This window comes from Vibrio sp. Of14-4, assembly GCF_022347625.1.
In the GTDB taxonomy this organism is placed as follows: domain Bacteria; phylum Pseudomonadota; class Gammaproteobacteria; order Enterobacterales; family Vibrionaceae; genus Vibrio; species Vibrio pristinus.
On sequence record NZ_JAKRGI010000005.1, the window covers coordinates 54,280 to 65,557 of the forward strand.

15 protein-coding genes are annotated in these 11,278 nt (G+C 40.2%); 5 read left to right on the forward strand and 10 right to left on the reverse strand.

Annotated elements, in window-relative coordinates; genetic code table 11:
• The first annotated feature begins 83 nt into the window (after window positions 1-83).
• Window positions 84-977 carry a nuclear transport factor 2 family protein gene (locus MHN79_RS06820; protein ID WP_239172246.1) on the forward strand — a complete coding sequence of 298 codons (894 nt, stop codon included), beginning with the start codon at window positions 84-86 and terminating at the stop codon, window positions 975-977.
• Between the two features lie 82 nt (window positions 978-1,059).
• Here MHN79_RS06820 and MHN79_RS06825 read toward each other — a convergent pair whose 3' ends face one another.
• Window positions 1,060-2,373: a 6-phospho-beta-glucosidase gene (locus MHN79_RS06825; protein WP_239172247.1), complete on the reverse strand. Its 1,314-nt coding sequence runs from the start codon at window positions 2,371-2,373 to the stop codon at window positions 1,060-1,062.
• 114 nt (window positions 2,374-2,487) lie between these two features.
• Here MHN79_RS06825 and MHN79_RS06830 point away from each other — a divergent pair, with 114 nt between their 5' ends.
• Window positions 2,488-3,420: a LysR substrate-binding domain-containing protein gene (locus MHN79_RS06830; RefSeq protein ID WP_239172248.1), complete on the forward strand. Its 933-nt coding sequence runs from the start codon at window positions 2,488-2,490 to the stop codon at window positions 3,418-3,420.
• Window positions 3,421-3,450: 30 nt separating this feature from the next.
• Here MHN79_RS06830 and MHN79_RS06835 read toward each other — a convergent pair whose 3' ends face one another.
• The gene (locus MHN79_RS06835) at window positions 3,451-3,933 is read right to left on the reverse strand and encodes a GNAT family N-acetyltransferase (protein ID WP_160930638.1); all 483 of its coding nucleotides are present in this window, start codon (window positions 3,931-3,933) and stop codon (window positions 3,451-3,453) included.
• 139 nt (window positions 3,934-4,072) lie between these two features.
• Between MHN79_RS06835 and MHN79_RS06840 the strand changes: the two genes are divergently transcribed.
• Window positions 4,073-4,966 carry a LysR family transcriptional regulator gene (locus tag MHN79_RS06840; RefSeq protein ID WP_239172249.1) on the forward strand — a complete coding sequence of 298 codons (894 nt, stop codon included), beginning with the start codon at window positions 4,073-4,075 and terminating at the stop codon, window positions 4,964-4,966.
• Window positions 4,967-5,014: 48 nt separating this feature from the next.
• On the opposite strand, the gene MHN79_RS06845 is transcribed toward MHN79_RS06840, so the two are convergent.
• Entirely contained in the window at window positions 5,015-5,587 is a 573-nt protein-coding gene (locus MHN79_RS06845; protein WP_239172250.1) for a YceI family protein, read from the reverse strand.
• A gap of 166 nt (window positions 5,588-5,753) precedes the next feature.
• Window positions 5,754-6,050 (reverse strand): hypothetical protein, encoded by a 297-nt coding sequence (locus MHN79_RS06850; protein WP_160930632.1) that lies wholly within the window; start codon window positions 6,048-6,050, stop codon window positions 5,754-5,756.
• A gap of 432 nt (window positions 6,051-6,482) precedes the next feature.
• On the opposite strand from MHN79_RS06850, the gene MHN79_RS06855 reads away from it, so the two are divergent.
• Entirely contained in the window at window positions 6,483-6,743 is a 261-nt protein-coding gene (locus MHN79_RS06855; protein WP_239172251.1) for a hypothetical protein, read from the forward strand.
• Between the two features lie 67 nt (window positions 6,744-6,810).
• Complete coding sequence (locus MHN79_RS06860; RefSeq protein WP_239172252.1) at window positions 6,811-7,170, forward strand: hypothetical protein; 360 nt, start codon at window positions 6,811-6,813, stop codon at window positions 7,168-7,170.
• 25 nt (window positions 7,171-7,195) lie between these two features.
• Here MHN79_RS06860 and MHN79_RS06865 read toward each other — a convergent pair whose 3' ends face one another.
• The 6 genes from MHN79_RS06865 to MHN79_RS06890 form a co-directional block, all read right to left on the reverse strand.
• Window positions 7,196-7,570, reverse strand: coding sequence for an SgrR family transcriptional regulator (locus MHN79_RS06865; RefSeq protein ID WP_114786057.1), 375 nt, complete (start codon window positions 7,568-7,570; stop codon window positions 7,196-7,198).
• A 364-nt stretch (window positions 7,571-7,934) separates the two neighbouring features.
• Window positions 7,935-8,096, reverse strand: coding sequence for a hypothetical protein (locus tag MHN79_RS06870; RefSeq protein ID WP_239172253.1), 162 nt, complete (start codon window positions 8,094-8,096; stop codon window positions 7,935-7,937).
• A 69-nt stretch (window positions 8,097-8,165) separates the two neighbouring features.
• Window positions 8,166-8,774: a redoxin family protein gene (locus MHN79_RS06875; RefSeq protein WP_239172254.1), complete on the reverse strand. Its 609-nt coding sequence runs from the start codon at window positions 8,772-8,774 to the stop codon at window positions 8,166-8,168.
• Window positions 8,771-9,280, reverse strand: coding sequence for a thiol peroxidase (gene tpx, locus MHN79_RS06880; protein ID WP_239172255.1), 510 nt, complete (start codon window positions 9,278-9,280; stop codon window positions 8,771-8,773). Before tpx ends, MHN79_RS06875 begins: the two co-directional genes overlap by 4 nt.
• A gap of 489 nt (window positions 9,281-9,769) precedes the next feature.
• Complete coding sequence (locus MHN79_RS06885; protein WP_160930622.1) at window positions 9,770-10,252, reverse strand: hypothetical protein; 483 nt, start codon at window positions 10,250-10,252, stop codon at window positions 9,770-9,772.
• Window positions 10,239-11,033 (reverse strand): winged helix-turn-helix domain-containing protein, encoded by a 795-nt coding sequence (locus MHN79_RS06890; protein WP_160930620.1) that lies wholly within the window; start codon window positions 11,031-11,033, stop codon window positions 10,239-10,241. The genes MHN79_RS06885 and MHN79_RS06890 overlap by 14 nt, the downstream gene beginning before the upstream one ends.
• Between the last annotated feature and the right edge of the window lie 245 nt (window positions 11,034-11,278).

Here is an 11,278-nt window from a genome sequence, read left to right on the forward strand (position 1 = left end):
CCTATGGTTAATTTCCTGTATGACCGATGAATTTCACCCGATAGCATTTAGATTCTCAATAAGAAGTACTTAGAGGAAAAGATATGTCTATTAAATCTGCTGCTATCGGATTCGCTATGTGTCTACTCGCTGCACCGAGTTTTGCTGACCTTAGCACCATTAACAAACAAACGAGTAACGCGATAAAGCTCGCAGAAGGTTTTTACCAAGATGTTCTGATGTACCGTAACCTCAATAACTTTGAAAAATATATAGGTGATACTTACATCCAACATGCCCCAGCTTACGGGGATGGCCCTGTTGAGTTAATGAAGGCGATTGCGGGAGAATTAACGTCTGATCCCAACGTAAACATTGACATCTATCGTACCATCGCTGAAGGCCCTTATGTGGCAATACACTCAGTTTGGACAGCTTCTGATAAAAGCCAATACGTATATGTAGATATTTGGCGGGAAGAAAATGGTAAATTGGTCGAGCACTGGGACCACTATCAAAAAATTCCTGCTTTATCAGCCAACAAGAACACCATGTATCAAGGTCCTGAGGTGAATATTTACGATAGCACTCAAGATATCGAGCGTAACAGGAAAAGAGCGATTTCAATCATTAAAAGCTTTGATAATCCCGCCAATAAAATTGCTGTGAAAAAATATGTCTCCGATGAAACCTACATTCAGCATAATCCAGAGGTACCTGACGGGAAAGACGCCTTACTTGGCTATCTTGATTACCTACATAAAAATGACGCTAAATATAGTACGCAAATAGCCAAAACTATTGCCATGGGCGATATGGTCTTGGTCCATTCAAAACAGATAGACTTGAATAAAAAAGACGACTTAGGTACAGGATATATTGACATATTCCGTTTTAATCATGATGGCCTGATTGTCGAACACTGGGATGTTGTAGAAACTCAAACCGGAAAATCAAAAAACAAAAATAATGTTTTTTCTTACCCCAAAGTGCCTTAGTAAAAGCCAAGCGATATCTCGGAAATCAGTGATACCAAGCGTTAAAGGTCCTTGATTAAAGGACCTTTCTCATAATGCGTATCTAGCGAAACTGAGGCATGTGGTCTCGATTTGCTTCAATAGTTTCATCTAAGGCTTTTTCCAAAACTGTGCCTGTAGTGACCAACGGGTTTAGGATTAGTGCGCGATGAGCAGCGTGACGATCGCCATTAACAGCGGCTTCTACCGTCAGTGACTCAAATTCTTTAATCAACTGGATAAGCCTTAAAGTATCGTCTGGAAAAGGCGCGACATTAAGCGGCACTGGCCCAGCCTTGGTGATCATACAACTCACTTCAACGGCGCAGTCATCTGGTAGTCCATTAATCGCCCCATTGTTGCGAGTATTAATATGCATAATAGTGCGTTTGTCATTGTAAATGGAGCTCATTAGTTCACACGCTGCTTCTGAGTAATATTGCCCGCCGCGTTTTTCCAGCTCTTTTGGCTTCTCACTTAGATTAGGGTTTCGATAGATCTCAAACAAGCGTTGCTCCATGGCTTTAACCACTTCCCCACGCGTACCCTCATCACTGGCTTCTGTGAGCTCCTGCTTCATAATATCTTCACTGGTGTAGTAATAACGTAAATAAGCACAGGGGATCATCCGCATGTTGCATAACAACTCTGCAGGCCACTCAAATGGAGGAATATTGCTGGGTACCAGAGGATCATTACCAGCAAGAATTTCATCCATGACATCCTGCATTTTGTCACGTCCTTCATGAAGTATTTGACGTGCCCAAATAAAGTGATTGAGTCCAGCAACTTGTAGAACAAAATCTTGTTCATCAGCGTCTAGAATACTAGCAATCCCCTTTTGCATAATCACAGGGACATTGCACAGACCGACGACTTTAACCTTGGTATGTTTTAGAATTGCTTCCGTTACCATACCCGAAGGATTAGTGAAATTAAGCAGCCATGCATCAGGGCATAAGGCTTCCATTTCCCGACAAATTTCCAGTGCAACAGGAATAGTTCTGCATGCATTAGCAAATCCCCCAAGGCCATTAGTCTCTTGACCTATCATGCCATATTTCAATGAAATACGTTCGTCACGGATCCGCCCCTCGAGGCAACCAGCTCTGAACTGGGAGCAGACAAAATCGGCATCTTTAAGTGCTTGTCTGCGATCAAAAGTTACATGTACCGCAATATGAGACAAGTTGTTTTTCTCAAGCATACGACGTGTAAGGCTACCTATAATGCTTACCTTATTTTCACCATCTTTAATATCCACCAGCCAAAGCTCTCCAATGGGGAGTTCATGATGCCGTTTTATGAGCCCTTCAATAAGCTCTGGTGTATAGCTTGAGCCAGCACCAATAATTGTGATCTTGAGATGTTCTTTCATCAGGAAATTTCCCGCTAGTGGATAAGTATTGTTAATTTAAAAACATCAAAACCTACAAAACAAACCAAAAAACCCGTAACATGAATTAGCATGACTAATTCATAGAGATCAGTAATGGCACAAAAGCAGCAGATGCTATCAAATATGTACACTTTCTCCGTGGCTGGGAAATGTCTCAGTTTTACTAAAACCGCAGAGGAACTATTCATTACTCAAGGAGCGGTCAGCCAGCGCATTAAGTCACTGGAAGCGCAGCTCGGGTTTAACCTATTTGTCCGCATGACTCGACGCCTAGAGCTGACGAAGGAAGGAGAACGGCTTCTACAGGCGTTAAATCAGTCATTCGAAGTGATATTTTCTGAACTAGAAGACATTAAATTCAATGAATTACGTGGTGAACTCTATATTGGTGCTGCGCCTACCTTTGCTCAAAGTTGGTTACTACCAAGACTACCCGAATTTCAGCGTTTGTACCCCAACCTGAACGTTAAACTCAGAGTCAAAGCCAGCCGTCTCAACTTTCAGCATGAACCTGTTGATATCGCGATTTACTACAGTTCAGGCGAGCATCCTGGTTTTTATCACCAAAAGCTGTTCGATGAGAAACTTATTCCTGTGTGCAGTCCTGATTACTTCAAAACCCACTTTTCAAATGAAAATGGCATATTAAGTCAGCTCTCTAACATCACTTTTATACACTGCAATGAATCCATAGAGACAGGAGACTACAGTCAAGAATGGGATCTCTGGCTGAAAAATCAAAATGATGAAAGCCTCTGCTCAATCAATACAAAGGAAAAAACCTACTTGTTTAACCATGCAGACATGGCAATGATAGCCGCAAAAAATGGAATGGGGGTGGGTATGGGGCGGCTATCTCTCATCAAGTCTAGTTTGGACAAAGGAGAGTTAGTCACACCTTTTAACCAAGTTAACGCTGAGCTAAGTTATGATTTGATCTGTTTAAATGGGCAGCAAAATAGGCCCAAAAACGCCGCCTTTATTCAATGGTTAGAGGCTCAGTTACAAAATAGCCCAAGCAAATAAAAAAGCGCCTAGGCTAACAAATCAATGATACTAACTTAGTGCAAGCTCTTTTAGCCTCTCCCCACTGAGTCGATATTTTATCCATTCATCTTGAGCTTTCGCACCAACAGAATGATAGAAATCGATCGCAGGCTGATTCCAATCGAGTACTGACCATTCAAATCGCTCACAGTCTTTTTCTAAAGCCAAATTTGCCAAATGTTTTAAAATTGCTTTCCCAGCTCCCAAGTTGCGATGATCCGGTGAGACATATAAATCCTCTAAATAAAGGCCATTTTTTCCTAGCCATGTTGAAAAACTGTAGAAGTAAACAGCAAAACCCACCGGTTGATCATCAGCTAAACAAATCAATGCATGAGCTGTAGAGTGCTTTGAAAATAAGCTCTCTTTTAATTCTGCAAGCGATGTTTTCACCTCATGCTGAGCTTTTTCATAAATAGCCAAATCAATGATGAATTGTAGGATCAATGGGGCGTCTTCAATACACGCTTCTCTAATTGTGATAGTTTTCATTCGCGTCCTTTTTTACATATAACAAGATAACACCCGCCTTTTGCGATCGTGATTACATTGACAGGCATTAGAACTAGTGTAACCTCTGTTTATAGATGAAAGAAATGCAGTTTTTACAGAGAGCTAATGCATAATAAACATGACTTCGCTATCCTCTATCGACTTGAACCTGATCCACCTCTTTGCTGTTTTGTACAAAACTAAATCAGTGAAAGAAACCGCTGATACCTTAAATTTAAGCCAATCTGCATGCAGTCATGCGCTGCAAAGGCTGCGAGAACGGTTGAACGATGATTTGTTCGTGCGTATTGGAAACACAATGCAACCGACCGAATACGCCAACACGATAGCAAACAGACTCATACAAGGAATAAGCCTGATAGAGGATGGCATTACCTTCTCTTCGGCTTTCGACCCAAATGCCGAGCAGACATTTAGAATAGCAGTTACTGACTATACCAGTTGGTGCATGCGCGATTTTATCGCAAAACTCAGTCATGATTATCCAAATATCAAAATTGAATTTCTTAACCTTGAAGAAAGGCTGCCAGAGATTGCTTTACGAGAAAGTCAGTTCGATTTAGTGTGCGGATTTGCGCATGACATTGAAAGCTTTGAGAGTATCAGTAATCAAGTATGGTTCGATGATCATTATGTGTGTTTGCATCACCAAGAGCACTCATACCAAAGCGAACTGAGTTTGGAAAAATTTCTCAGCTATTGTCACGTTGTGGTAACACCTTGGAACGAAGCAAAAGGGATCCTTGATATCACCTTATCTAAACTCAGAAAGAAGAGGAAAGTTGCAATCAAAACACCCAGCGTATTATCCGCTCCGATGTTTGTGATTGATAGTCAATATTTGCTAGCCATACCCAAAAGATACGCAGACCATATTGCTCAACAGTTGTCGATAAAAATATCCCCACTCCCATTTGAAGTACCGAACTATCAAGTAAAACTGTATTGGCATAAAACGCGGAATAATGATCCGAGAATAGAATGGTTAGTGGAGAGAATTACCAACTCTTAGACAAAGCTCAAAACTTAAAAGGCTTGGTGATAACCAAGCCTTACCCTACTACTTTTTGAACGTTAGGTTCAATGTTAATGGCACTTTATCGGAAATTTTAATACCGCCGACCAATGCAGCTAACTTATTTAGGTTGTCGCTAGGGATACCAAAATCACTCGCACTGATAATCACGGGCGCACTAGAACTGACCATAACAATCTCATCCGTTTTAAGCACAACTGTAGGAAAGTTGATGGTCTTAGTGTTACCAAATAATGTTACTTCTGCTGGTATCAGCATCTTATGAGAGCCCTGCCCTAAATCAGACCAGTTCACATTACCGGAGGCGGTAACATTAGGGAATTTAGCCGATTCAAAAAAGACGTCATTCAAACGCGTGTCGCGAATAGAAATGCCAGTATCAATGCCTTTAAGATCGACATAAATTTCAAACTTTCCACTGGCGGCTAATGTACCAGAAAGTGTATCTATTGTTGCCGGCTCAACAACAAACTGTTTTTTGATGGTAGCAAAACCCACGGAAGAAAGCTCGGTGTCAAGATCATAATCATCGTTTGCCAGTAATGTGCTTGAAAACAAGGCACAGACAATGCTCAATGAAGTCAGTGTTTTTTTCATTATTATTTACCAGACGTAAGGAATCGGAATGTATTTAATTAGTATGTATTAAGCTATGCAAGCGCTTTTATCACAAAAAATATAAGAAAATTTGCAACACATAAACAATGGGAGATTGGATGCAACTCATCAAGTTCAAGTATCCTTCAATGAGCTCCCTTCTCATCTACAGGTATGTAGGCATTGGAGCAATAGAATCTAGTGTTTCCATAACATGAGCTGTCGTCACTGGTTTACCTGACGATAATGGGAATACTAATGTAATACCTGAGCGCAGTAGTAGATGATAGTGCGTTTCGATAGATTGAGTCTGCCCATGTTGTTCAAAATCAGTCACCACTGTTTGAGCCGCTTCAATCGGGAAAAGACGATTTTCGTATCTTAAACTCACATCATTGGCACAACAAATATCACCCAGTAAAGGTAACATGGCATTTATGTCATTCAGTTCAAATGTAATCACTGGCACTCCTACTTATAGCTCGCTAGCTTAAACCCATATAGCATTTCGCCTTATGTACAAGAACATAGAGTCTTAACCACGAGTATCGAATTTGGGGACACGGATAATGCCAAAGAACTGAGCATCATAAATAATAAACCTACCTGAACTTTCATGATCTAAGCGTTCATAAGTAATAGTCTGCTTTTATCCGACTATTTCTCAACAAACTTAAACCTTTAATGCACCATGAATAGGTCAGAAAGCACCTTGGTCAAGCAATAAATAATGAATTGACCTATGACCTTATTTCATTTTTTAAAGTAATTAATTCTTATAAGCTGACAACATATAGTTTGCAATTATTTACAAACTCGCTATTTACATGCTTAGTGACTTGTGAAATGAGATCATTTATGTAGATAGCCAAGAGTGATGAGAGAGCTAGAGGCTATGATTACACGTATTGAAGAAGTGATTCACTGTGCAAAGTTACTCGAATTTAACGTAACCGACGACAATGTAATCGCCTGTATGGTAGCTGCTGTGATGTGCCCTGGACATGAAAATAATATAGGTGCCATATTGTCTGCAATTTACGCTAATCAGTCATGGGGACTCATACAAGCACTAAAAACAACCAGAGAGTATCAAGTGTTACATATTAAAGTCTCTGATGCCCTACTAGAAAAACTTACTCAACACTCGCCATAAAAAGGACGAGAATACAATCAGTTATTCTGATTGATGTCCAAATGTTATATTTTACCCAGGCAATGTTATGTATAAAGAACTAACCGAAAGACTTGATCAAATTGGACTGACTTATGATAAAGACGAGTTAAAGCTTAAAGTGGATCAAGCAGAAAAGCACGCAGTTGCACAAGCACTTATTACGAAAGCTAAAGAAATTTCATTTGCATTAGAATCAAACCAAGCAAAATCGGTTGTCGCTGCACTGAGTGAAACCTTCGCACCCGATTGCCAAGCAGCGGTGAATGCTCTTTTACACTACAGCCAACTCAACGCTAACGATCAACTTGAGTACAGAGAACAGCTTTACACTCAATTTATCCGCCACACATCTGTTTTTGATACTGTAATGCAACTAAACGGTGAGTATGCGAGGCGTTGGTTCTAAGCCTTCTGGTACACGATTTTTTGATTTATTTCTGTATCATCGAGAGATCTGCACACTCAATCCCCATTGCACGAGTCAGTGCTCTAACCGCTTTTTCCCGATATTGCTCAATTAATTTGGAAATAAGGTCAAAGCGGTCTTCTTCAAGTTGTTCTACCATCGTCTGGTATAGTGCTTCATCAACCGATGTCTGAATTTTCAATATACTCGTCTGGCCGCGACCAACCGCTGGTTGCCATTCTATCCAACCTAAAGCAACTAAACGCTTTATAATCAAAGCGACATTCCTCCTCGATGAAGCTAGTGCTACTGCCAAGTCTTCTACGAGCACATTGTAAGTATTGTGGCACTTATATGCCTTCAATAGTTGATTTAGACGGCGAATATTACTTTCTGCCATAACTTTCCTCTCAAAATACAAGTTAGTGGTTAAAGCGCTATGTTTAGGAGCGCTTACCTCCTTTCTAGTTTTAGGGAATATCCTTTCGTCCCACTATTGGGCACTTTGCCTAATCCATTCTTACAAGAGTGTTCTTTGCGCAAAACAAGCAAGCTATGCAGAAAACTCTACCTATTTAGCTGATGTTTGAGCGCTTATAATGGCTGGGCTGATTCAGATTAATGGCCCTATGCCTGTATGAATCCTCACTAATAGCTAAAGTATTTGCTATTTGCGGGCTATACCTGTCTATGCCTGCGTACTTTTCCTCAGATATGTTTTCATATCTGAGGATTTTTTTATTTCATATCAGAAACCTAACTCGCTACATACAAGGGTTTCTATGGGGATGATATTGAAATTGCTGATAACGCAATGCTTCTTTGCAAAGCGAGTAACCATCAAAGCCATCAATAACAATAAAAAATACCGCATAGAAACTAAGTGCAACAAACAGCGCCAGGCATAGCGGGACAAGCAATTTCATAAAAATCTATATAAGAATTCGGTACAAAGCCCTAAGCACTCACAAACACGCTTAGGGCTTTGTCATTAGTTAAATATTACGCTTGGCTATATCAATAGCAGCATTTAAGTCTGGCAATAGTGTTAGTTCTGGAACACGCTGGATATAGAGAATGCGATCATCCTTTCCAACCACAATGACAGCTCGGGACAACAGGCCTAACTCTTCTATGTGGGCGCCAGTCTTTTGACCGAACTCATGATTAAAAGAGTCTGATAAGAATGATGCCTTCTGGCTCAATTTTTTGTCAGCTATGAACCGAGCTTGAGCAAATGGCGTATCGGCGCTGACATTTATGAACTCAATTTTTCCATCATATTGAGGGTTATCTTGAGCTATTTGATCAAATGCTATGGCCTGCTCAACACAAACCGGGGTATCAACAGACACCAAAACATTATAGATACGAACCTTGCCACTGCCTTGAGTTTCAACTTTCTCTAGACTTGAAGTTGAAAGCATCATAGAAGGAATAAGGTCACCTTTTGCCAACGTCTGACCACCAAGGTTGAATGTTGTGCTGTATTCCAAAGTTACACTCTGTGTTTCACCCAAACCAGCAGATTGATCCGTTACCTCAAAACCTGCATAAGCCCAAGCAGAAGTTATCATTGTTAACAGAGTTAGAGCTCGTTTCACGATGATACTCCCTTTACCGCTGCTACTGCCTGTTGGTAATTAGGTTCATCCGCTATTTCAGCGACAAGTTGAGAATGCAATACTGTCCGCTCCTCATCTAAAACAATCACAGCTCGTGCAGCCAAGCCACGCAAAACAGAGTCTGAGATAGCGACACCATGATCCAATGCAAACGTTGGTGAGCGGAAAAATGAAGCGATAGATACATGATTTAGTTCATGTTTTTCGACGAAGCGAGTTAGCGCGAACGGTAAGTCTGCTGATACACACAATACAACTGTGTTCTCAAGATTTTCAGCTAGTTCATTGAATGCACGAACGCTATTAGCACAAGTAGGCGTGTCAACACTTGGAAAAATATTCAGTATTAGCTTCTTGCCTTCAAACTGTTCAAGGCCGATATCAGCTAAAGCATGATCACACAAAGTAAAACTAGGCGCGACTTGACCTTGCTGTGGCAATTCACCGGATAGCTCAACTGGATTTCCTAAGAATGTGACTGACATAGTTACCTCTTTTATTTTAACTATATTTGTTGGTTTATCTTGGATTGAAAATGCAGCTTTATACAAAGGCGAGCGTCAGTGCGCCCCGCTGCTCTTTTCAACGACCTATCCATAATGCCTTTAGTTTCGTCAAACCTTGAATGAAGTTATAACAACCTTTATGAATCACACCAATCATCATTAAGCTATTGTTTTTTAAGTACAAAACAATGTAAATCACTAGTGTATTTATACTAAAACATGTAAAAAATGTTCATTTATTGTCTATTTTAATCTATTACTAGCTATGAAATATCAACCACTTAGATAGAGGGGTGTAGGCTTTAGTTTTAACACTAAAGCCAAGGCGAGCACTTGGATTAACAATTAAGATTCAGAGTCAAAAAATCTTATGACTGCCAAGATAATGTTCAATTAAGATATTGAAAACTAGAGAGGATTTGCTATTTTCTATGGAGTGTCAGATGCTAAAAGAGTCTATTTATATCACTATTGGCGCCGGACGTGACATTTTACGCCCCCATCCAAAAGTTTTGTAAAACATACGACTTTGCCTTCTTTGTGTATTATTTGTAGTTTCTCTTCGCTTATACGCCGTAAGTTATGAGCCTCTATTTCAGTTATGTGGCTTCTAGAAAGCGCACCGTCAGGAAAGGTAAAATCGGTAAACTGAATCAAGCCTTTATCATAAAATTGGGTGTAATAACTAAAGTATAACCCTTTAGGCTCTCCATATATTTTCCTACTGGTGTGAGATTTTTGATTTAAGAACAACCTATAGTTAATCGTATGATAATCCTCACTAAATAGGACATCTCCATCAAGACTAAAACTCAGGTTGTTACTGTAATAAAGTAGGCTCTGCTTGCCATTCATTACCTCTGGCACATCGCGCAGTTTTAAACCTATGTTAGACACTGTTGCAATAACAACCAAAACAAACAGTGCCTTAAGAACCTTATCTACAGACATCACGCACCGTTTCTCCAATAAAATAGAAGTTTTCACGCAGTGAGAAGTTCAAATTCTTCACTTGCTGATCACCACTGGATTCAGATCGGTAGACACAAGACAAATAATAGTTACTAACGCCTGTCGAAATTAATAGGTCAGTCACTGGGGAATCATTTAAATGGCTACTGTTTTCGCTCAAGTATCGATACATAGCCTCACTTGCCTGATTATCGAAGTAGAAATAATCTCGTCCATCACGCTCAGTCTCAACCCATGTGTCTAAGGGAACATTCCATGAGAATGTCAAACGGTGAATAGCAGCCGAGCCTTGAATAAGTAATACAACGCCTAAAACAAGCGCAAGCAGCAGTTTGAATTGTTGTCGATAACTGTACTCATTGACATCCTCTGTTTTAGGTTCAGTTTGTACAGGGTTAGGACTAGAGACGGCTGAATTATCACTCGATAGTTTCTCGATATCGACTAATTCCACCACATTTTCAAACAGCATGTAGCCACGAGATGGCACTGTTTTAATAAATTTTTGTTCTTTACCACTATCACCTAAAGCGATACGAAGTTGTGCGATGCACTGAGTCAAACTATTTTCAGAGACGACACGTTCTCCCCATACTTTTTCAAACAGCTCCTTCTTAGACACAACTTGCCCTTGCTGAGCAATCAAAATCTCCAGCACACGGCACTCTGTGCCCTTGAGCTTCTTAGCACTCCGATTTTTAACATGAACAAGCTGCTCTCGCGCTAGAGGGTACAACTGCCACAAAGATTCATAATTCATATATGCTTAACTAAGTTTTTCAACAAAATCTCAGACTATATGCCTAAAGCCCCTGCTTTCCTTAAGCTTAGCCGTTGTTGGCCTTTACACCCCGAATTTCAGAGTGTGACATCACTCCACCTTGGAGCCACGTAGTTAAATTAGATACACCGATAGTGGGGAAGTGCCCTTAGCTAACAAACCTGTCTAGCAAACTCGATGGAGTGACTCTTCTTGTCACTTTTCAGCGTACAATACTGATTAAT

What these genes read in the sequence shown, in the direction of transcription:
- MHN79_RS06865 (WP_114786057.1), bottom strand. Translation starts at nt 7,570, where the DNA reads ATGGCAGAAAGTAATATTCGCCGTCTAAATCAACTATTGAAGGCATAT.
- MHN79_RS06825 (WP_239172247.1), bottom strand. Translation starts at nt 2,373, where the DNA reads ATGAAAGAACATCTCAAGATCACAATTATTGGTGCTGGCTCAAGCTAT.
- MHN79_RS06835 (WP_160930638.1), bottom strand. Translation starts at nt 3,933, where the DNA reads ATGAAAACTATCACAATTAGAGAAGCGTGTATTGAAGACGCCCCATTG.
- MHN79_RS06820 (WP_239172246.1), top strand. Translation starts at nt 84, where the DNA reads ATGTCTATTAAATCTGCTGCTATCGGATTCGCTATGTGTCTACTCGCT.
- MHN79_RS06855 (WP_239172251.1), top strand. Translation starts at nt 6,483, where the DNA reads ATGATTACACGTATTGAAGAAGTGATTCACTGTGCAAAGTTACTCGAA.
- MHN79_RS06890 (WP_160930620.1), bottom strand. Translation starts at nt 11,033, where the DNA reads ATGAATTATGAATCTTTGTGGCAGTTGTACCCTCTAGCGCGAGAGCAG.
- tpx (WP_239172255.1), bottom strand. Translation starts at nt 9,280, where the DNA reads ATGTCAGTCACATTCTTAGGAAATCCAGTTGAGCTATCCGGTGAATTG.
- MHN79_RS06830 (WP_239172248.1), top strand. Translation starts at nt 2,488, where the DNA reads ATGGCACAAAAGCAGCAGATGCTATCAAATATGTACACTTTCTCCGTG.
- MHN79_RS06885 (WP_160930622.1), bottom strand. Translation starts at nt 10,252, where the DNA reads ATGTCTGTAGATAAGGTTCTTAAGGCACTGTTTGTTTTGGTTGTTATT.
- MHN79_RS06870 (WP_239172253.1), bottom strand. Translation starts at nt 8,096, where the DNA reads ATGAAATTGCTTGTCCCGCTATGCCTGGCGCTGTTTGTTGCACTTAGT.
- MHN79_RS06860 (WP_239172252.1), top strand. Translation starts at nt 6,811, where the DNA reads ATGTATAAAGAACTAACCGAAAGACTTGATCAAATTGGACTGACTTAT.
- MHN79_RS06845 (WP_239172250.1), bottom strand. Translation starts at nt 5,587, where the DNA reads ATGAAAAAAACACTGACTTCATTGAGCATTGTCTGTGCCTTGTTTTCA.
- MHN79_RS06840 (WP_239172249.1), top strand. Translation starts at nt 4,073, where the DNA reads ATGACTTCGCTATCCTCTATCGACTTGAACCTGATCCACCTCTTTGCT.